This is a genomic window from Magnetococcales bacterium (genome assembly GCA_015231175.1).
In the GTDB taxonomy this organism is placed as follows: Bacteria; Pseudomonadota; Magnetococcia; order Magnetococcales; family DC0425bin3; genus HA3dbin3.
This window is the reverse complement of the sequence record JADGBZ010000027.1, coordinates 1-20478: the sequence shown is the minus strand read 5'-3', so window position 1 is coordinate 20478 and position 20478 is coordinate 1. Positions and strand designations below refer to the sequence as shown.

Below are 20478 nucleotides of genomic sequence, written 5' to 3'. Positions count from 1 at the left end.
AGCACCTTCCATTGGACCGGTTCCGTTCAGGGAAGCCGGTCAATGATTTCCGCCACCTTGTCGGGCGTCAAATCCTCATGATAGTCATCATTGATCTGCACGGCGGGCGCGTTGACACAAGCCCCCAGGCATTCAACCTCCGACAGGGTGAACCGGCCATCCACGCTCGTTTCACCCCAGCCGAGCTGCAACCTCTCCTGCAACGCCTTCACCACCGCATCCGAGCCACACAGCCAGCACGAAATATTGGTGCAGACCTGGACGTGATACCGGCCCACGGGCCGCAGGTTGTACATCGTGTAAAAAGTCGCCACCTCGTTGACCCGGACCGGGGGAATACCTGTCAGCTCAGCCACATAGGCCAGCGCCTCGCGGGAGAGCCAGCCGCCAAACTCCCGCTGTGCCAGATGCAGGATGGGCAGCAACGCAGAGCGCCGATACTCTGCCGGATAGCGGGCATAAATCGTTTCCACCTCACGCAACGCCGCAGGTGAAAAACACGGTTTCACTTCGCCACTGGTCTCTCCCGGTGATTCACTCATGATTGTCGCGTCTCACGTCTCACGGTAAAGGGGGCGTCCATCAGCGGTCAATCTCGCCAAACACAATATCGATCGTTCCCACGCAGGTGGTGACATCGGCCAGCAAATGCCCCTTGACCATAGGCTCAATAGCCTGCAAATGGTTGAAGCCGGCTGCCCGGATCTTGACCCGGTAGGGTTTGTTGGTCCCATCCGACACGAGGTAGACCCCCATCTCCCCCTTGGGAGTCTCCACAGCCGTGTAAATCTCCCCGGCTGGCACGGTAAACCCTTCCGAGTGCAGCTTGAAGTGGTGGATCAGCGACTCCATGCCGCTTTGCATCTCTTCGCGATAGGGGGTAGAAACCTTGAAGTCGTCATGCCTGACCGGGCCGGAGGGCATCTGTTCCAGGCACTGCAAAATGATCCGGTTGCTCTGGCGCAACTCCTCGACCCGAACCAGATACCGATCATAACAATCGCCATTTTTGCCGATTGGAATATCGAAATCCAACCGATCATAGACATCGTAGGGTTCCGCTTTGCGCAGGTCGTAGGCGATGCCCGACCCACGCAGCATGGGGCCGACAAAGCCAAGATCCAGCGCCTGTTCTGGAGAGACGACGCCAATATCGACAAGGCGCTGCTTCCAGATGCGGTTCCCGGTCAACAGGGTCTCATATTCGTCAATCTTTGCCGGAAAATCCTGGGCAAACTCCTTGATCTTCTCGATCAGACCATCCGGAAGATCCATCGCCACGCCACCGGGGCGGAAGTAGGCCGCATGGATCCGCGCCCCACACACCGCCTCGGACATGTCAAGAATACGCTCCCGTTCCCGGAAGCTGTAGATAAACATGGTCATGGCGCCGACATCCAGACCATGGGCGCCCAGGAACAAAAGATGGTTCAGGATGCGGGTCAGCTCGGCAAAGATCACTCGGATATACTGGGCCCGTTCCGGCGCCTGGATCCCCAGCATCCGCTCGATGGCCAGCACCCACGGATACTCCTGTGCCATGGGGGACATGTAGTCCAGGCGGTCAAAGTAGGGAAGACCCTGGAGATAGGTCTTGTGCTCAAGAAGCTTTTCTGTTCCCCGATGCAAAAAACCGATGTGTGGATCGGCCCGTACCACCATTTCGCCATCCAACTCCAGCACCAGGCGCAGCACCCCATGGGCAGCCGGGTGTTGGGGACCGAAGTTGAGCGTGTAACTCTGGAGCTGTTCGCTATCGGGCATCAGACTTTTCCTCACTCCCCCATACCGAATCGGGTTCAGATCCGTTTGCGACCGTAAGATTCGCGATCCGGAATGCCCAGCTGAACGGGTTCCCGCACCACGCGCCCCTGATTTGGATCGTAGCGGACCTCAAAATGGCCCGTCACTGGAAACTCCTTGCGCAAGGGGTAACCGTCAAAATCATACTCCGTCAACAGACGGCGCAAATCTGGATGCCCGGAGAACAGGATGCCAAACATCTCGTAAGCTTCCCGTTCATACCAGTTGGCGCTGCTCCAGACCCCGATCACGGAGGGGATAGGCTCGCCATCGCGCAAAGGAACCTTGACCCGCAGACGGTGATTCCGATACACGGACAACAACTGGTAGACCACCTCAAGGGGTTTTTCCCGCTCCGGGTAGTGAACCCCGGCCAGGTCGATCAACAGACGAAAATCCAGATCGGCATCATCCCGCAGGCGGGTCATGGTGGCCACGAGGTTCTCCGGATCCACCCAAACCACCAAGGCCGCTCCGGCACGCTCGCGCCGCAGACCGGAAAATTTTTCGGTCAGGAACCCCTCCAAACGGTCGAGCTTTGCGGGTGTCATGTCGAGGCGCCCCAACCCGTCGAGAAAGTGTTGGTGCGGTGAATTTTCCGATGCAGCTGCAAAATGCCGTACAGCAGGGCCTCGGCGGTCGGCGGGCATCCGGGCACGTAGACATCCACCGGCAAGACCCGGGCGCAACCCCGCACCACAGCATAGGAGTAGTGGTAGTAACCGCCACCGTTGGCACAGGAACCCATGGAAATGACCCAACGCGGCTCCGGCATCTGATCGTAGAGCTTGCGCAGGACGGGGGCCATCTTGTTGGTCAGGGTGCCGGCCACGATGATCACATCGGACTGTCTGGGGCTCCCCCGGGGAACCATGCCGAAGCGGTCCAGGTCGTAACGGCTGCCGCCAGCCTGCATAAACTCCACTGCACAACAGGCCAATCCGAAAGTCATCGGCCACATGGAAGATGTGCGCGCCCAGTTGACCAGTTTATCGACCCCGGTCAACAGGAACCCCCGGTCATCCAGCTCCTGGCGGACTTCCTCAATCATTCCCATTCCAAAGCCCCCTTTTTCCAGGCATAGGCATAACCGACCAAGAGCACAACCAAGAACAGGATCATTTCGACAAAACCGATGAAGCCGATATCCCGGAAGGCCACCGCCCAGGGAAACATGAAGGCCGCTTCGATATCGAAGACGATGAACAAAATGGCCAGCAGGTAGTAGCGGACATCAAACTGAAGGCGGATCCGCCCCATCGGGCTGAAACCGCACTCGTACTGACTCTCCTTCTCGGCGTTTCTGCGCTTGAACCCCAACAGGTAGGAGCCGCCCAGCATGAAGACGCCCAGACCCCCGGCCAGAAAAAGAAAAACCAGGACCGGAAAATAGTTTTCCAGCATCGTCGCCCCTTCCGCGTCGACTCTTCTCTTCCGTCGATACCCACGCCAACGTAAGCCCTCTGCCTGTCCGGGCGAACCCGGGTGTTCTGACTTAACACGGGTGACCGGAACGGGTCAAGCCCAGAAATGTTCTCTCTTCCGTCAACCGCATTTAAAACCGGTTACGCTCCTCAACGCCATGCCACTTCGGTTCGGGCTGGTTTTACCTCCGGTCTGGTCGCACGAAGTATCGCAGACCATGGACAAACATCGCAGTTCTGACGCAAACTTTCCGGGTCTCAGCATGCCGCCGGTCGGAACATGGTCGGCGCCAAAAGTCACCATCTGAAGCTTTTCCGTGGATTCCACCAACACCGAACAACCTCTGCGAGATATCGGCCCATGAACAGCGAAGCCCCCAACGCTCCTGCCGCCGCAACCCGGTCTGCCGCCAAAAAGCCGATGAGTATCTGGAACAATCACCCCTTCCACTACCACATCGCATTCTATTTTTTGTTGATCATGCTGCCTTTGTTGCTTGCTCTTGGCCTGTACCTCCTGTTCGAAATTCGGGGACTGCTTGAGACCCATCCGGACAATCTGGCCACCGCTCTGGTAGAGACTGGCAAACATCTGTTTCTGGCCATGGCACTGGCTGTCGTTCTGGCCATTCCTCTGGCCTGGAAGGTGGCCCTGCGCATCTCCCACCAACTCGACATTCTGAAGAGGCAGGCCGCAGTCATCCGCGTCTTCGACTTCACCACCGAGATTCCCCTGGACACTCCCATTCGCGAAGTGTTCGGCTTGGGCCGGGCCATGCGCCAGATGAAGGACACCATCCAAAAATTCATGCGCGTCACCATCGCCCTGTCAGGGGAGAGGGACTTTGACAAGCTTCTGGGCCGGGTGGTGCACGAAATGCGCGAAGCCCTGGGGGGGGACGGTGGCGTCATTTACCTCTACGATGATGCCAAAAATTTGCTCCAGGAAGGTTCGCAACGGTGGAGCAAAGGCAGCCGCCCCGTGCCCGGCCCCTGGCAGAACATCATCCTCAACGATGATGCACATCCGATCCGCAAGGCCATCGACCACCTGCGCCAGACCACCGTGCATACCATCCACCACCCCCGCCCCGCAGGCATGGAAGCGTTGGATGGCCGTTACGGCCAGGAGACCGTGTTGATGGTCGCGGTGCCGTTGCGGGCCTCCGACAGCTCACTGGTCGGCATCGTCTGCAATTTCATTGCCCCCGGTCAACCGGAGCCCTGGGCGGAACGCATCGCTCTGGCGGAGTCGTTTTCCAGCGCCGCAGCCGTGGCCATTGACCAGCAGCGTCTCCTGGAGGCCCAGAAAATCCTCCTGGATTCGATGATCAAAATCATCGCCGGTGCCATCGACGCGAAAAGCCCCTACACCGGCGGCCACTGCGAGCGCGTCCCCGAGCTTGGCATGATGCTGGCTCAGGAAGCCTGCAAGGTCAAGGAAGGCCCCCTGGCCGACTTTGAATTCAAGACCGATGACGAATGGCGGGAGTTCAGAATCGGCGCCTGGCTGCACGATTGTGGCAAGGTCACGACCCCTGAATACGTGGTGGACAAGGCCACCAAACTTGAAACTATCTACGACCGCATTCACGAGGTCCGGACGCGCTTTGAGGTGCTCCTGCGAGACGCCAAGATTCGCCAATTGGAGACAGAGATCCAAGGGGGGGATGCACAGCAGGCCTTGGCCGACTTTACCTCCCAACAGGCGCAACTCAAAGATGATTTTGCCTTCATTGCCGAGTGCAACGTGGGCGGTGAGTTCATGACGCCCGACAAGATCAAACGCCTCAACTCCCTGGCCGAACTGACCTGGCAGCGTCACTTCGACGACCGCCTCGGTCTCTCCTACGAAGAGGTCAAGCGCTATGCGGAGTCGCCACCTGCACTCCCGACCACCGAAAAGCTTTTGGCCGACAAGCGACAACATATCATCCCCCGCTCCGACAATCGCATTCTCGACCCCAAATGGGGATTCAAGGTCAAGGTGCCCGAACATCTGTACAACCGGGGTGAGGTGTACAACCTGAGCATCGGGCGTGGCACGCTGACCGAGGAGGAGCGATTCAAAATCATTGAACACGTCATCTACAGCGTGATGATGCTTGAACAACTGCCCCTGCCCAAAAATCTCCGCCGCGTGCCAGAGTATGCCGGCACCCACCATGAGACTCTGGTGGGCAGCGGCTATCCACGGAAGTTGTTGGTCGGGCAACTGAGCGTCCCCATGCGCATCATGGCCATCGCCGATATTTTCGAGGCGCTGACCGCCTGTGATCGGCCCTACAAAAAGGCCAAAACACTTTCAGAATCGATCAAGATCCTTTCCTTCCTCAAAAAGGACTCCCACATCGACCCCGATCTGTTCAAGTTGTTCCTGACATCCGGTGTCTATAAAAGGTATGCCGAAAAATTCCTTCTTCCGGAACAGATCGATGAGGTGGACATTGCACAATATGTCACGCAGTCTTGACCAGCCGGAGGCGAGAAGCTGAAGGAGGAAGGGTGGACCAAGGATGAAACTGACCCAGATTGATATCAAAGGGTTCAAATCGATTGACGGTCAAAATGGTCAAAATATTTTCTTGGGAAATGTGACAGTTCTGCTTGGCGCCAACGGGTCCGGAAAAAGCAATCTGGTTGCCTTCTTCAAGATGCTCAACTTCCTGACAACCGGTGCATTACAAAACTATGTCGGAAAACAGGGAGCAAGCCAGCTCTTGTTCTACGGTCCGAAGGTGACCGAATCCCTCTCGTTTGTCCTGCATTTTTCGTCGGATCCTTTAAAAGTAAAAGGCACCTATGAGGTGGGACTCTCCTACGGTTTGCCGGATCGCCTGTTCATCAGCAGTGAAAAGATCACGCTTCGCAGAAATGAAGAAGCGCAACCAAAGGTATATCTTTTGGCAAGTGGCACTGCGGCATCAGGGCTGAGCGGCCTTGATCATTCTTTCGGCCACGAAACTGGCGACGTCAGCCCACACCGTCCGGAACAGACCGGATATGCGCGTGAAAATGTGCATGTGACCACGGCCGGGCTGAGCGATGACAAGGAACAAACGAGCGAAATAGATCATTTTCTCCGTGCCGACATCAGGACTTACCAGTTCCATGATACATCAGATACGGCCAAAATAAAAGATCGAGGCTACGTTGACGATGCAAAATACCTGCGCAGTGATGCGGGGAACCTGGCACCCTTTTTGAAAATGCTGAAAGAGCATGTCGATTTTAAACGTTCCTATGAACGAATCATTCGGCGTATCCAGCGGGTGATGCCCCAGTTCGGGGATTTTTCGTTGGAGACTTTACCCGGCAACGAAAAATATGTCCGCCTGAATTGGATCGATGCCAAAGGCGGCGACTACCTGTTCGGGCCGGATCAGATCTCCGATGGTTCGCTCCGTTTCATGGCACTCACGACCCTGTTGCTGCAACCTCCGGCGTTGTTACCGAGATTCATTGTGATTGACGAGCCGGAGCTGGGGTTGCATCCCAGTGCCATCGCTGAGTTGGCTGGAATGGTTCGTGAGGTGTCCAATAAAGTTCAGGTTCTGGTGGCCACCCAATCGACCCGACTGGTGGATGAATTCGCTCCGGATGAGTTGGTCATCGTCGAACGCGACGAAACAGGTCGGAGTTCTCTTTTTAAAAAATTGGATGCCGAACAACTGGAAGAGTGGCTTGAACGCTATTGCCTGTCGGAATTGTGGGAGAAGAATGTGCTGGGTGGCCAGCCATGATTCGTCTGCATGTGACTGCGGAGGGACAAACTGAAAAAGCCTTTGTCAAGGCCGTTTGTGCTGGGAGTCCAGACATGATTCGTCTGCATGTGACTGCGGAGGGACAAACTGAAAAAGCCTTTGTCAAGGCCGTCCTGGCGCCACACCTGGCCAACCACAAAGTGTTTGCAGATGCCCGCTGCGTTCTAACCAGCAAGGATAAACGAGCAGGAAAAAAACACCGTGGGGGCTTGATCAGTTACTCAAAAGCAAAGGACGATATTCTAAGATGGACGAGGGAAGATAAAGACCCGGCTTGCCGATTCACAACCATGTTCGACCTTTACGCACTACCCGATGGCTTTCCCGGTTATGCTGATGCAAAAGGGCTGTCAGATCCCTATCAAAGAGTCCGTACACTGGAACACTCTCTGACTAAAGATATCGACGATAGCCGCTTTCTTCCCTATATCCAGTTGCATGAATTCGAGACGCTCATTTTTGCTGACCCAAAAAAGCTGGATTTGGAATATTTGGAGCATAAGCGCCCCATCGAGAAACTGGTTGACATGGTCGGCAACGGCAATCCCGAGTTGATCAATGATGGGCGGGAAACAGCCCCATCGAAGCGCATCCGAAAGGAAATTCCAGAATATGACAAAGCCGGTTCGGGCGTGTTGGTCGTCGAAAAGATTGGAGTGGAGACCTTGCGGAGAAAATGTCGGCACTTCAACGATTGGCTGACAGGTCTGGAAAACCTGGGAAAACCGTGAAAAATACTGAACAATCATAAAATGGAAAGAAAAAAATATAGATAATGTTTTTTCGGGGCTTCGCCCCGGACCCCACCAGGAGGAAGGGCACAGCCCTTCCTCCTGGACCTCCATCCCAGTCTTTCAATCCTTCTTCAGCAAACCTTTGCCCAGGCGGTGCAGGTCATCCACATAGGTGAAGATGACCGGAATCACCAGCAGAGAGAGAAATGTCGATGTGATCAGGCCCACCGATGACAACAATGGCCATGGGAGAGCGGAAACTGGGCTCCGCACCCAACCCCAGGGCCACGGGCAACATGCCGGCTGCCATGGCGATGGTCGTCATGACGATGGGCCGGGCACGTTTGCGACAAGCATCCAGCAGAGCCTCGATACGATCCAATCCCCGGTCGCGCCGTGCGACGATGGCATATTCGACCAACAAAATGGAATTTTTGGTGGTTACCCCCATCAACATCAGGATGCCGATCACGGAAGGCATGGAGAAGGCATTGTGCGTCACCAGGAGTGACAGACTGACCTTCAAGGCGGTTGGCGTTTATCTCTGAGTCTGGCAGTGTCTGATCCGTGTCAGGATGCTCCCGTTGGGGAGCTTGGTACTTTGGGCGCTTTGGACCTCGCTTATGTTTCTGATCGCCCTTGTTTTTGACTCGCACCTTGACCCCTTTTGGAAGAACCTTGGGAGGACGACCTATAGTCCCCGTTTGCAATGCCTCAGCGCATAAGGAAAACAATATGTTGCCATATCGCCGTTCCCCATCCGACAAGAATGTCAAATCCTGAGTTTGGTCAATAAACTGGCAAACCGTACTCATGACAGCAGTAAACAGATCGGCATCTTTTGCTCCACGCTTCTGGTCCACGAGGAATCGACTTCCGCGTTCCATGATGACAGCAGTCCAGCCCTTGGATTCAGATGGATCTGTGCGTTTCCCTACGATGGTGTACAGCTCATCTCCTTCAAAGGTGAGGGAAACAAATTGATGGCAGAAAGCATACAACATCAACGTTTTTTTCTGGTCAGCGAACCTCTGTTCCCATTCGCTGATCGTGTTCTTGTGGGTGCCTATCACGCGGGCTGTTGCCCGAAGCCCCATACCCTCACTTCGAATTTTCAAAGCAGATGCCACCTTGCTGATCGGAGACTTGAGATTCTCCATGGGCGTTCCACGTGTTTCAGAAAAACTTGCCCCACATCCGTAACATCGGTGCAAGACCCGACCACCATTATGAACCGTGAGGTAGACCTTGCAAACGACCACATCCGTGGATTGGCAGGTCGGGCATTTCGGGCTGTCGGGGATGTCCATCCGTGGATCACCTCTGGAAACGGGTTAAATTGATGCCGTGTCCTGACCAGCATTTGAACACCAAATGGCAGCACAGGGAAGAGTTTATGGAACGGTGTCAGCCCAGTGCCGGGAATTTCATCCCAGGTCAGAAACATGTCCTGTTGCCGATCTTGCTGCCGTCCCTGCGCCATCCCACCCTCCTACCTTTGGGTTTTCGGTCATTCTACCACAAGGCAGACAGCAGAGCGACTTTATCAACGGGCTGCTATAACTCACCCCTAAAGGCTTTGTCCAAAATTGATGATTTTAGACGGGTTTTTACGTCAATATATTATGTTACTTTATAATTGAACTTAAGGTGCAATTTTCTTAATAAATGGTATTGATTGAAGAAAATAAACAATGATAAATGAGACAATATAAGTCGAGATTGCTGTTGCTGGTATGGAATAATAAGCGTCAGCAGTAAATGCATTTAAGCGAAGCCCAAAATAACCTCTAGATAAAATATATAATACCATTGCGTGTACTAAATATATACCGAAACTCGCTGCACTCAGTGGTTCTATTATTTTTTTAGCCTTTGCATTGTTAATTATTGAACTATTTTCAGATAAATACTTAATGAACACAAAAAATGAAATTGACATAACAATTACATTTGGAGTTAAGTGACCATAGAAATAACCTACAAAGACACCTCTTTCCACTGTAAAATAATATGTTGAAAAAGCAGTAGCAAATACAGAAACAATAAATACGACGACTGATAAAATGAAAAATTTAGCATTTACTTTGACTTCCCCTAACAAAAGACCCAAGACAAAATAACCTATATATCCTGAAATCATTTGTAAATCTATTACGCTTTTTATGCCTGTTAGCATTTCAAAAAATGGAATTACTGATACAGCAACAAACCATAAAAAAACAAAATAGTACAATGTTTCGTTGCTAGAATGTTGGGTAATTATTCTTAAAATAGGCATAAACAAATATATGCCTATAATTGCATACAAAAACCATAGATGAAAGTAGGCTGGAGTAATAACTAAACTGAAAAAAATATAAAATGACGGTGAGCCTTTTCCTTCAATATAGTGTTTCCATAAAATGTAAAGAATCGACCATGCAATTAAGGGTAAAACAACTTTATACAGACGCTTTTGAAAAAACACAGAAGGGGCTTCTGATTTATTTAATAACAAAAAACCAGAAATCATGAAAAATAACGGAACACACATTCGAGCCATTGAATCATAAATATTACCAACCCACCAATTCATTATAGAAATTTTATTAAATTTATATAATAAGGGGGCTGCGGAATGTATCCATACAACTGAAAAGGTACCAATAATTCTTAGTATGTCAATCCAAACAATATTGCTATTCATTATAATTCCGTTCTAATTAGGTTTACTCTATTTAATTGGATGCATGGCGCCAGCTTTGAGCTGTGGTGTAATCATCTTTGCCTTTGTGTCTGCTTCACTTGCTAAACCGTGCATAAGTATACCGACCATGGTAGGGCCTTGATCATCGTTTCAGCCAAAGGTACCCCGTTATGCGGCATGGGACAAGAGTTCCGGTGCTGACCGATGCCGACGTTTTGCCGGTCTTGCCGGTAGGTCAATTCTGTCCAGCAGGTGTTTAAACAGATCCCTCGGCTTGGACCCAAGAACGCTCATGTTGCAAATTGTGTGAACCGTTGATCATTGAAACTTAAGAGCATACCCTCGCAGGAATGCGCGATTGTCCAAGGAAGGCTTGCGAGGAGACACTCATGATGCTGTTTCCGATTACCCAACTGATGGATGAGAAAAAATGCTACGACCACCTCGTAGAGGTTCTGCACCCAAAGGGCTTGAGATGCCCGGGATGCCAAGCATCCCTGGACACAGTCAAGGTTCACCGGAAGGACCGCGCACCCCTCCTGTACTACCGGTGTTCCTGTGGACGGGTTTTTAACGCGTTCACTGGAACGGTTTGGCAAGGAACTCCGGTCTGGAGTCTGGCAGAGTGACACTGCTGCCCCCTCTGCTTCAGAGGTCAGACGCAAAAAACTTGAACATCGAGTTACAGTTATTTTGTGACAGGCCCTTAATCCGGGGTTGGATCACCCATCCGGCTGTCTCCCCCACTCCGCGCGCGGGCACGGCTGCGCCACCCGGTACACGAGAAAATTTGGATCGCGATAGGCAATCGCCTTGGGTTCGGCCTCTGGCAGGGCGTTTTGCCCGTGCGAACGCACGATGTAATCGGCCCCGTAGAGGCAGGCCACCTCCCGCATGCGCCACAAAGGGGCATTGTAATAATAGGCGCCCAGGAGAGCAAAATCCTCGGCACCTCCCAGATGTGCCCTGTTGGTCACCGCCAACAAATGCCGATACCACGCCAACCGCTGCTCGGCACGGTGCGGAACGCTCTGCCAATCAACAACAACCGCACGTCCGGTCCAAAAGCGGAAGTCCGTGCGACCGGGAGAGACAAGAAATCGCGTGCCAACCGGAGTGGACGCCGCCCAGGCCAGCAATTGGCGATCCTTCCGCCGCTCGTAAAAGCCGTTGACCATGTCAAATTTGTCATGCCAGGGGTCAAGGCGCAATCCCGAAACTATCAGCAACGCCGGCAAAAACAACCAAGGCAGGATGCGACACATCGCACGAGAAGAGAAGAACAAAGTGAAGCAGCGCTCCCCCCACGGCAAGACGGCCAGAACCGATGAAAAAGTCAGGGCTAGAATAGGCAAAAGAACCAAGGTCAACAGCAGCGGCGTTGGCTCGTGCCCTTGTGGCCAGTACCAATAGACAGGGTCGGGAGGCCACACCAGGGCAAAGCCCAGAACCATCAGCAACCCCAGGGTAGCCAAAAGGGCCGCGCGCCAGGAGGTATCGGAAAAGTCTTTCGTTCCGGACACAAGCCGTGCCAACCAAAGCGCCACCATACCCTGGGACATCAGCAGAACGATAGGTGCCAAACGCCAAACAAACAGACGTGCCACCACCGGCAGGAACACGAGCGTCGTCAGCAGGGTACCGACGGTAATCACAACCAGCCCGGCAACATACAGCGCCAACAATCCCCGCGTTGGAGAAAAACGCTCACCCGCTTGCGGCACGATCAGACGTGGTGACCAATTCAGGGCCACTCCAGCCACAATCCACCCGAGGAAAGGGATAAATGAGATGGCATAGTATGAAGGCAGATAATGAAAGAAATTGAAGTTGAAGAATATTTTCTCTGCCTCACGCTCTTGATCCGGCAAAAGGCCTGTCCCCACCGTCTGGAGGATCACCGGTACAAAAGCAGCGAGCACCACCAACGGCGGCAGGAACAAGCGCAGCAGATTCCGATCGAAAATCCGGCCTCGCATGTTCACAAGGTGCGCCAGACCGAAAAACGGAAATCCCAGGATCAGGTAATTGGCATGAAAAGCCCCGGCCCCAGCCCACAGCAAACCAGTCCAACCCCACCACCCGCGTATATAGGCATACATCCCCCAAAGAAACAATAAGATACTCAACGACGATGGCTGCAAGGAACGGGAAAAAAAATAGCTATAGCCAACGCTGAGGCTTTGATACAGCAAGAAAAAGATCAACACCACGCCACACCAAGCCAGGAAGGCAAGACGCCTCTCCACGAGGCGCAGGGCGGCATACACGATCCCCAGGGTGGTCGCCACCACCACCACGTTGCCCACCGCCAGAGTTACCGGCAAAATTCCCATGCCATGTAGCCACGCCACCAACCAATTGAAAACTACGTGGTAGGGAGGCACCTGCTCGACGAACCAATCCCCACGCCACAACGTAGGATCGACCTTACGCATGCCCGACAGCAGGTAGATGTTCTGGTTGCTGCCGGCATCGCCAAACGAAAGACCAAAAGAAACCCCCACAATCAGTGAGATGCATCCCACCAACCAGGAAGGGGAAGGGGAAACGTCCACTGAGGTAGCTTCCGACATAATCACACCCGTATAACCTGGAGTTGCCATGACGCACCGAAGACCTGCTGAAGAAAAGCATGATGCGAGACAGCATGTCAACGCCGTACCGGAAGGCAACAAAGGACTCCACCCTGCCTCGCCGATGGTAGCCGTCCATACACCAATAATCAACAGATCAATGCAGGAAGTCATCCACGGCCACACTTCGGGCAAACCACCCCGCTCCCTCCCCGCAACCGTCAAGATGATCGAGGTAACCCACAGCGGCGGCACAAAACTGGAAATTGTTGGTCGATTCCGGATAGTATGCTGCAGCAAGGGGGCAACTCATCGGTTCACGCTCATTCCCGACCAGGCCCGACCAAGCCCGACCAAGGGGGATCTACGACCATCATGACCCATTCTCATCACGCCAACTCAGCTCCAGAACTCTCCGTGGTCGCCACCGCCTACAACGAGGAGGAGGTCATCACCAGATTCTGCCGGGAGGTATGCGAAGTCCTCACGCCTCTTGGCCTGACATTTGAGGTTGTGGTCGTCGACGACGGTAGCAGCGATCATACCCTGGACGAATTGCGTCGATTGCGCCTCCAGGATGAGCGCATTCACTACGTGAGTCTGTCACGCAACTTTGGTTCACAGGGGGGATTTGTTGCCGGGTTGGAACAGTGTCGAGCCCGTGGCGCGGTCATCACCATGGACACCGATCTCCAACACCCGCCAAGCCTGCTGCCGGAGATGATCCACCTGTGGCAAGCAGGGTATGACGTGGTCAACACCTTCCAGCATAAGGAGAACGAGGCTGGCCTGTCGCGCACCTACATCCTGGGCCGCCGGCTCTTCCACCGCTTGTTCACCGCTTTTACCGGACTCAACCTCGCCCGCGGACAGAATGAATTCTGCCTGATGGACCGCAACGCCCTCCAGGCACTGCTCGCCATGCCAGAGCACGACAAATATCTGCGCGGCATGACTGCCTGGATCGGTTTTCGCCAGACCGGAATCACCTATCGCCTCCCCACGCGCGCGGCGGGTTATTCCAAATTTGCTCCCCGAAGGTTACCCCTCATAGCCATGGATAGCATTCTCTCCTTTTCGCGGCTACCGCTGTGGCTTTTCACTGTTTTCGGCCTGATCCTCTCCCTGGGGGCATTAGCCCAGATCTTGTTCACCCTAGAGGTGTGGGTGCAGGTCAAGGCAGCTGGAGCGACGCTCCCGCAGGAGTGGTCTATCAGCCCGATCGCAATCACCCTTTTTCTGGGAGGAGCACAACTTGCGGGCTTGGGCATACTGGGTGAATACGTGGGACACATTCTGCGCGAATCCAAGCGCCGCCCAGTCTATCTGATTCGCGAAAGCACCCTCCCGCAGCGCGATACCCGATCAGTCCCGAGGGAAAGTCCGCCAGCAAGGCACGCCGCCGCCAGTGTCATGACGAGCCAGAGGTTACGGCCAACCAGATCACGCCTCCCAACGGGAAAGGGCCAGCGGCATTTTTGCCGGAGGCGAACGTCGTCGCCGACCAAGTAGTGCGGGGAGCCACTTGACTTGGCACCGACAAACAACAAACAAAAAAAACAAAAAGTGCGGGATTATCCGAGATCTACGGGGATTTAGCGGGCGCGTGGTGCCAATTCATTCGCAGGATCTATTTTTTTGGGGAAAGGCGCGTTTGCGACGTTTGAGTTGGCACCAAACAGGGCTCAGTGCAAGAAGAGCCCCGATAGTCAGGATCTCCTTAAAAATTTCGTAACCGTTCATCAAAGAAAAACTGTCATGCCGCCGCCTGCGCCGCTTCTTGTCCCCGGCTGCGGTGGATCATGAAAACCGTGACCAGCGAAGTCACTGCGACCCACAGCCAGGACCACTTCTTCTTTTCACGCCAACCGGTCTCATCCGCATGGGCCACCAGTTGCCCCTGGACGAACTTCCGCGCTTTCTCTACCGGTGCAGCCAGGGCGGAAATCACGCTCTTTTCACAGCGGATGACGCTGCCCAGAGACATTTCAACCCCAAGCAGGTCCGCCAACAGAGCCAGGATGGTCCGCTTGCTCAACCGGTAAGCCCCGGAACACAGGGCCACGATCCCTTGCAGGCGAAATCCAAAAGCACCATGGGGAACATCATCGGGCAATCGGGCAAAATTCCGTTCGCCGCATTCCGGACACATCAACTCGTACAGGCGGTACTCCGTGACGTAGGGTCGAACAGGCGGTATCTCCGTGACCTGGTGCCGCAGCGGCTTGGAATCATTCCCCGCCAGAGTCTGCCCACATTTGCCGCAGGATTCGGGTTTGATGTCCACCACCGCGTTCACCTGCTCCGGTGGCAGCAACTCTCTCTTGGTTCCCTTGTGACCCGGTTGACCTCCGCGCTTGCGGCCCGTCGCCGGTTTCTTGGAACGTTGACCAGACGAGGGTGGATCGCTCGACGGCGGTTTGGACGAGTTACGGGAATTCTTCCGCACTTGTTCTTCCAGAACAAACACTCGTTGCAGAAGGGCGTCGATCCGCGCCTGTTGCCGGGCAATCAACTCTGCCTGCTGAACGATCTGCTCCGCCTGCTGGGCGATCTGCCCCGCCTGCCGGTCGATAATGTCCAAAAGACGCTCATTTTCATCAAGCAGCGCCTGGACTTCCATGTCCTTGTCCTGCCCATGGAACCAAATCTGGTCCCGATTTAGGTGGTTGTCAAGTCACCCATCCGGGTTTGTTCTGGTGAACGGTTACCTTCAAGGATCTCTTCCGTTGCAGAAACTTCAATCAGCTCCCCCAGGAACAGGCCGATGATTTGGCCCGGGATGGAATTTGGCTTGAGAAGGCCGGAGATGAGGACGTTGGTGTCCAGAACGACGAGCATGGAAAGAGGAGATTATGAACCCGCCCGATGGGCGGCAATTTCCGCATCGATTTCTGCATCCGAAATCTGGTCAAGCCCGGTCTCCCGAGCACTTTCCCGAAGTTTCCGCACAGCCTCTGCAAGCTGTTTCCTGCTCCTCTTTTCATCCTTCTGCATCACCCGCACATCTTCCCTCGGGAATCCTTGCAGGGCCTGCTTGACCTGGCCCACGACCTGGTCGAAAAGGGCGTCGGAGATTTTCAATTCAAGGGTTTTCATATTTTGCAGCGTAGTCCAGTTTCTTGAAATTGTCCAATTTTCAAAAAGAATTCATCATGCACTGATCGATTGGCACTTGACTCCTATCATTTTGAATAAATTTCATTTATTTTAATCCTCTTTCAGGAAGCTTTTGCCCAGGCGGTGCAGGTCATCCACATAGGTGAAGATGACCGGAATCACCAGCAGAGAGAGAAATGTCGATGTGATCAGGCCCACCGATGACAACAATGGCCATGGGAGAGCGGAAACTGGGCTCCGCGCCCAACCCCAGGGCCACGGGCAACATGCCGGCTGCCATGGCGATGGTCGTCATGACGATGGGCCGGGCACGTTTGCGACAAGCATCCAGCAGAGCCTCGATACGATCCAATCCCCGGTCGCGCCGTGCGACGATGGCATATTCGACCAACAAAATGGAATTTTTGGTGGTTACCCCCATCAACATCAGGATGCCGATCACGGAAGGCATGGAAAAAGAGTTGTGCGTCACAAGAAGTGACAGGAAAGCCCCACCCAACGAAAGCGGCAAGGCGGCGAGAATGGTCACCGGCTGCAAAAAATCCCGGAACAACAAAACGAGGACGATGAAGATGCACAAAATGCCGATCAACATGGCCGAACCAAAGCTTTGAAACAGCTCCATCATGCGCTGCGCGTCGCCATCTGCCGGACGCTTGACGCCAGGCGGCAGGTTGGTCACGGACGGCATCCTGTTGATCTCGGCCAAGACATCGCCAATGATGCGTTGTCCCAGCTCGATGTCGATATTGACCCGCCGCATCCGATCCGTGCGATCGATCTGGGTGGGACCGCTTTCCATCGTCACCGTGGCAAAGTTTTCCAATACCTGGGGGCCATTGCGAGCCATTACCGGCATCTGTCGCACCACATCCAGGTCACTCCGGGCGGAGGGGGCCAGACGCACCCGGATGGGCACCTGCCGTTGGGGAAGATTGAGCTTCGGCAGTTGCACCATATAATCCCCTGCGGTAGCCACACGCACCGCCTGGGCAACGACATCGCTCGTGATCCCCAAATCCGCCGCCCTGGAAAAGTCAGGGATGACATGGATCTCAGGTCGCTCCAGAGTCGCGTTGGAGACCATGTTGCCCACCCCCTGCAAGGTGTGCAAATCCTTGCTGACGGCGCCCAGGGCGCTGGACAAGGCGTAGGGATCATCACTCGCCAGGGTGACCACCAGCTTGCCGCCTGGTTCTGCGGCCACAATGGCGACGCGAATACCCGGAATGGTCCGCAAACGCTGACGAATCTCGTTTTCGATCAGGGACTGCTTTTTGCTCCGCTCCCGCCGGTCCACCAGGTTGACGGTCAGCGTCGCTTTGCGCACATCGCTGCTGGATCCCCCCCCCAGGGGGCCTCCATCCACATTGGCCGCCGAACCGACCACGGCAAACACCTGGGTCACCTCGGGCAACTCACGCAGCAGGGCGACAGCCCGCTCGGTGACGGCCCGGGTGTCCGCCAGCGCACTCCCTGGCGGCAATTCAAGGGTGACCACCGTCTGCCCACGATCCGAAACCGGAATGAATCCGGTCGGCAACAAGGGGATCATGGCGAGAGATCCGGCCAAAAAGGCCACCACCATCACCACGGTCAACAGGCGGTGCGTCGTGCAGAAGCGAGCCAGACTCAGATAACGGCGCAACAACCCACCTTCAGCCACATCGTGGTCGATGGGCCGCAACAGATAGGCCGCCATCATCGGCGTCAACAACCGTGCTACCACCAGAGAGGCCAGGATGGCGCTCACTGCGGTGATGCCAAAGGAGCGAAAAAAGAGGCCTGGAATCCCCCCCATGAAAGCGGTTGGCAAAAAAACCGCCACCAGGGTGAGCGTCGTGGCAATCACGGCCATGCCGATCTCGTCCGCCGCCTCCATGGCCGCCTGATAGGGTTTTTTGCCCATGCGCAGGTGACGCACAATGTTTTCCACCTCGACAATGGCATCGTCCACCAGGATGCCCACCACCAGGGCCAGGGCCAGCAAAGTCAGCGTATCCAGGCTGAACCCAAACAGCTTCATGACCAGAAAGGCGGGAATGATCGACAACGGCAAGGCGGCTGCCGAGACCAGGGTCGCACGCCAATCCCGCAAAAACCACCACACCACCACGATGGCCAGGAAAGCCCCCTCATAGAGCAGTTCCATGGAGCCCTTGTAGTTGTCCTGCACCCGGGAAATGGTGTTGTAGGCTTCGGTTATTTTGACATTGGGATGGGTGGCGCCAAATGCACCCACAGCCCGCCGCACCGCCTGGGCCACGGTCACCTCACTCCATCCCTTGGAGCGGGTGATGTCAAAGCCGACCACGGGGCGACCATCCCGTAACGCCACCGCGCTACGCTCGGCGATGCCGTCGCTGATCTGCGCCACGCTTCCCAGGGGCACCCGGCGGCCATCCGCAAGAGCCAAATCGACTGCCGCCAGCTCCGCGACCGACCCGGCAGCGGCCAGGGTACGCACCACCTGCACCGCTCCGGCCATATCTCCCCGCCCACCCGAGGCATCCCGGGACGTTTTGCGCAAGCTGTTCGACACATCGTTGGCGGTGACGCCTAACGCCCGCATGCGTACCGGATCGAGGTCGATATGCACCTCGCGATCCACCCCACCCAGGCGGCTGAATTTGCCCACCCCTGGCACGGCCAGGATCGCTTTGGCAACATCATTATCCACAAACCAGGAGAGATCCGTTTCGTCCATATCGGGGGCATCGACCGTGAAGGCGACGATCGTTCCCCCGGAGGTGGTCTTCTTCGACACCACCGGCGCAGTTAGATCCTGGGGCAAATTCGGGCGCACGCTGTCAACGGCGTTGCGGACCTCGTTGAGGGCTATCTCCGCATTTTTATCGATGACAAACTGCACCATGACCAGGACTGTTCCGTCGGTGAGCGCCGCGTAGATGTGCTCGACGCCGCCAATCGTGGCCACGGCATCTTCGATCTTGCGGGCGACATCCGTCTCCAACTGGGCCGGCGCCGCCCCCTCCTGGGTGGCGACAATCGAGATGATCGGAACCTCGATGTCGGGAAAATTTTGGACCCCCAGGCCGCGAAAAGCCCCGAGGCCCAACAAGGTCAGCAGCGCGAAGAGAAGAATGGCCGGTACCGGATCGCGAATGGACCAGGAGGAGACGTTCATTTGTTCACCTCCCCAGCCACCACCCGTACACGGTCCCCGTCATGCAGAAAAGCCCCTCCCGCCACCACCACCCTGCTCGCGGGCGTCACGCCACGGACCACCTCGACCTGCTCCCCACGTCGTCGTCCGGTCACGACCTTGTGCTCGGTGACGACATGGTCCGCGCCCAAGGTGAAGATGTAGGCGTTGCCATCACGCATGACGATGGCCTTCTGGGGCAAAATCAAACCCGGCGCCTCACCCAGAACGATCTCGCCCTCGGCAAACATGCCGGCCCTGGCCGTACTCGTTGCCGGCAAATCGAAGTAGACCAGACCACGCCGATTGCCCACATCCAGAGTCGGCCCCACCTGACGGGCCACGGCATCCACGACCCGTCCATCCGTCAAGGTCAAACGCGCCGGCAAACCAGCCCGCACCTGATTCATCTGGGCTGCCGTCAGCTCCGCACGCCACTCCAGACGCTTCTGGCGCAGCAGGCGAAACAGTTCGCTCCCCACCTGAACCACGCTGCCCAGCGTCACACTGCGTGCGGTGATGACGCCATCATCCACGGCGGTGATATGGGTCTGCCGCAAGTGAACCTCCTCCACCCGCAGCGCCGCCTGGACGGCGGCCAACTCGGCCTTGGCAGCCCTTTCGCTCAACAAATACTGGGTCGCCTGTTGTTCCGACATGGCGCTGGAACCTTTCAGGCCACGCGCCCGCCCGGCGTTGCTCACAGCCAGCGCCAGGTTGGCCTCCACCCGGGCCACGTTGGCCCGCTGCTGACCCAACACCGCCTGCAAGGCAGCATCGGAAAGCGTCACCAGCTCCTGCCCGCGTTTGACCTCGCTGCCCACATCCACCAACACCGCAGTCACGGCCAACCCGCCGATTTCCGAGGCCACGATGGCCTCCTGCCAGGCAAATATTCCACCACTCGCCAACAGGGTATGAGGCCACTTTTCCTGTTGCGGCGCGACGACCGCCACAGTCAACACCGGATTGATCGCCGCTACTGGAGATGGGGAGGCTGCATCCGGCAGCTTTACCCACGCGAAAAGCACGCCCACGCAAACGGCGACCGCCGCCACTCCGTGCAGGGGTTTATCGATCTTCATCCTCTTCATCTCCCATTCCCGACTGGTCACGGTCGAGATGGAATCCCCCCCTGCCTCCACCCACCCCCGACCAAACCACAGGCCTCCAAAACACCATCCCCAACGCACGCATTCCAT

At 55.6% G+C, this 20478-nt stretch carries 15 protein-coding genes and 2 pseudogenes; 4 read left to right on the top strand and 13 right to left on the bottom strand.

The window, feature by feature from the left end; genetic code table 11:
• Window positions 1-26: 26 nt before the first annotated feature.
• From nuoE to HQL63_07800, 5 genes are read right to left on the bottom strand one after another with little or no spacing between them, the layout of a single operon-like run.
• Complete coding sequence (gene nuoE / locus HQL63_07820; GenBank protein ID MBF0176737.1) at window positions 27-542, bottom strand: NADH-quinone oxidoreductase subunit NuoE; 516 nt, start codon at window positions 540-542, stop codon at window positions 27-29.
• 40 nt (window positions 543-582) lie between these two features.
• Window positions 583-1764 (bottom strand): NADH-quinone oxidoreductase subunit D, encoded by a 1182-nt coding sequence (locus HQL63_07815; GenBank protein ID MBF0176736.1) that lies wholly within the window; start codon window positions 1762-1764, stop codon window positions 583-585.
• Between the two features lie 35 nt (window positions 1765-1799).
• Entirely contained in the window at window positions 1800-2354 is a 555-nt protein-coding gene (locus HQL63_07810; protein MBF0176735.1) for an NADH-quinone oxidoreductase subunit C, read from the bottom strand.
• On the bottom strand, window positions 2351-2854 hold the full coding sequence (locus tag HQL63_07805; GenBank protein MBF0176734.1) for an NADH-quinone oxidoreductase subunit B: 504 nt from the start codon (window positions 2852-2854) through the stop codon (window positions 2351-2353). Before HQL63_07805 ends, HQL63_07810 begins: the two co-directional genes overlap by 4 nt.
• On the bottom strand, window positions 2851-3207 hold the full coding sequence (locus HQL63_07800) for an NADH-quinone oxidoreductase subunit A (protein MBF0176733.1): 357 nt from the start codon (window positions 3205-3207) through the stop codon (window positions 2851-2853). The genes HQL63_07805 and HQL63_07800 overlap by 4 nt, the downstream gene beginning before the upstream one ends.
• 501 nt (window positions 3208-3708) lie before the next feature.
• Between HQL63_07800 and HQL63_07795 the strand changes: the two genes are divergently transcribed.
• The 3 genes from HQL63_07795 (at window position 3709) to HQL63_07785 (ending at window position 7722) form a co-directional block, all read left to right on the top strand.
• Complete coding sequence (locus HQL63_07795; protein ID MBF0176732.1) at window positions 3709-5700, top strand: GAF domain-containing protein; 1992 nt, start codon at window positions 3709-3711, stop codon at window positions 5698-5700.
• Between the two features lie 43 nt (window positions 5701-5743).
• Window positions 5744-6970, top strand: coding sequence for an AAA family ATPase (locus HQL63_07790; GenBank protein MBF0176731.1), 1227 nt, complete (start codon window positions 5744-5746; stop codon window positions 6968-6970).
• A gap of 74 nt (window positions 6971-7044) precedes the next feature.
• Window positions 7045-7722 carry a DUF4276 family protein gene (locus HQL63_07785; GenBank protein ID MBF0176730.1) on the top strand — a complete coding sequence of 226 codons (678 nt, stop codon included), beginning with the start codon at window positions 7045-7047 and terminating at the stop codon, window positions 7720-7722.
• 123 nt (window positions 7723-7845) lie between these two features.
• Here HQL63_07785 and HQL63_07780 read toward each other — a convergent pair.
• The 4 genes and pseudogenes from HQL63_07780 to HQL63_07765 all read right to left on the bottom strand — a co-directional run bounded on the left by HQL63_07780 (window position 7846) and on the right by HQL63_07765 (window position 13303).
• Window positions 7846-8239 (bottom strand): annotated as a pseudogene (locus HQL63_07780) (efflux RND transporter permease subunit).
• Between the two features lie 1131 nt (window positions 8240-9370).
• A complete protein-coding gene (locus tag HQL63_07775) occupies window positions 9371-10414 on the bottom strand; it encodes an acyltransferase family protein (protein ID MBF0176729.1) in 1044 nt (347 codons plus the stop codon).
• 722 nt (window positions 10415-11136) lie between these two features.
• Window positions 11137-12972, bottom strand: a complete 1836-nt coding sequence (locus tag HQL63_07770) for a hypothetical protein (GenBank protein MBF0176728.1) — start codon at window positions 12970-12972, stop codon at window positions 11137-11139.
• 175 nt (window positions 12973-13147) lie between these two features.
• A complete protein-coding gene (locus HQL63_07765) occupies window positions 13148-13303 on the bottom strand; it encodes a hypothetical protein (GenBank protein ID MBF0176727.1) in 156 nt (51 codons plus the stop codon).
• 62 nt (window positions 13304-13365) lie between these two features.
• Between HQL63_07765 and HQL63_07760 the strand changes: the two genes are divergently transcribed.
• Entirely contained in the window at window positions 13366-14502 is a 1137-nt protein-coding gene (locus tag HQL63_07760; GenBank protein ID MBF0176726.1) for a glycosyltransferase family 2 protein, read from the top strand.
• A gap of 244 nt (window positions 14503-14746) precedes the next feature.
• Here HQL63_07760 and HQL63_07755 read toward each other — a convergent pair whose 3' ends face one another.
• The 4 genes and pseudogenes from HQL63_07755 to HQL63_07740 all read right to left on the bottom strand — a co-directional run bounded on the left by HQL63_07755 (window position 14747) and on the right by HQL63_07740 (window position 20361).
• Window positions 14747-15613 carry a transposase gene (locus HQL63_07755; GenBank protein ID MBF0176725.1) on the bottom strand — a complete coding sequence of 289 codons (867 nt, stop codon included), beginning with the start codon at window positions 15611-15613 and terminating at the stop codon, window positions 14747-14749.
• Between the two features lie 230 nt (window positions 15614-15843).
• Window positions 15844-16089: a hypothetical protein gene (locus tag HQL63_07750; protein ID MBF0176724.1), complete on the bottom strand. Its 246-nt coding sequence runs from the start codon at window positions 16087-16089 to the stop codon at window positions 15844-15846.
• A gap of 111 nt (window positions 16090-16200) precedes the next feature.
• Window positions 16201-19258: pseudogene (locus HQL63_07745) on the bottom strand (efflux RND transporter permease subunit).
• Window positions 19255-20361 (bottom strand): efflux RND transporter periplasmic adaptor subunit, encoded by a 1107-nt coding sequence (locus HQL63_07740; protein ID MBF0176723.1) that lies wholly within the window; start codon window positions 20359-20361, stop codon window positions 19255-19257. Before HQL63_07740 ends, HQL63_07745 begins: the two are co-directional and overlap by 4 nt.
• Between the last annotated feature and the right edge of the window lie 117 nt (window positions 20362-20478).

Bases quoted from the DNA above. Each gene is read 5' to 3' on its own strand.
- HQL63_07805 (MBF0176734.1), bottom strand. From the start codon at position 2,854: ATGATTGAGGAAGTCCGCCAGGAGCTGGATGACCGGGGGTTCCTGTTG.
- HQL63_07765 (MBF0176727.1), bottom strand. From the start codon at position 13,303: ATGAGTTGCCCCCTTGCTGCAGCATACTATCCGGAATCGACCAACAAT.
- HQL63_07740 (MBF0176723.1), bottom strand. From the start codon at position 20,361: ATGAAGATCGATAAACCCCTGCACGGAGTGGCGGCGGTCGCCGTTTGC.
- HQL63_07795 (MBF0176732.1), top strand. From the start codon at position 3,709: ATGCTGCCTTTGTTGCTTGCTCTTGGCCTGTACCTCCTGTTCGAAATT.
- HQL63_07775 (MBF0176729.1), bottom strand. From the start codon at position 10,414: ATGAATAGCAATATTGTTTGGATTGACATACTAAGAATTATTGGTACC.
- HQL63_07755 (MBF0176725.1), bottom strand. From the start codon at position 15,613: ATGGAAGTCCAGGCGCTGCTTGATGAAAATGAGCGTCTTTTGGACATT.
- HQL63_07760 (MBF0176726.1), top strand. From the start codon at position 13,366: ATGACCCATTCTCATCACGCCAACTCAGCTCCAGAACTCTCCGTGGTC.
- HQL63_07810 (MBF0176735.1), bottom strand. From the start codon at position 2,354: ATGACACCCGCAAAGCTCGACCGTTTGGAGGGGTTCCTGACCGAAAAA.
- HQL63_07800 (MBF0176733.1), bottom strand. From the start codon at position 3,207: ATGCTGGAAAACTATTTTCCGGTCCTGGTTTTTCTTTTTCTGGCCGGG.
- nuoE (MBF0176737.1), bottom strand. From the start codon at position 542: ATGAGTGAATCACCGGGAGAGACCAGTGGCGAAGTGAAACCGTGTTTT.
- HQL63_07790 (MBF0176731.1), top strand. From the start codon at position 5,744: ATGAAACTGACCCAGATTGATATCAAAGGGTTCAAATCGATTGACGGT.
- HQL63_07785 (MBF0176730.1), top strand. From the start codon at position 7,045: ATGATTCGTCTGCATGTGACTGCGGAGGGACAAACTGAAAAAGCCTTT.
- HQL63_07750 (MBF0176724.1), bottom strand. From the start codon at position 16,089: ATGAAAACCCTTGAATTGAAAATCTCCGACGCCCTTTTCGACCAGGTC.
- HQL63_07815 (MBF0176736.1), bottom strand. From the start codon at position 1,764: ATGCCCGATAGCGAACAGCTCCAGAGTTACACGCTCAACTTCGGTCCC.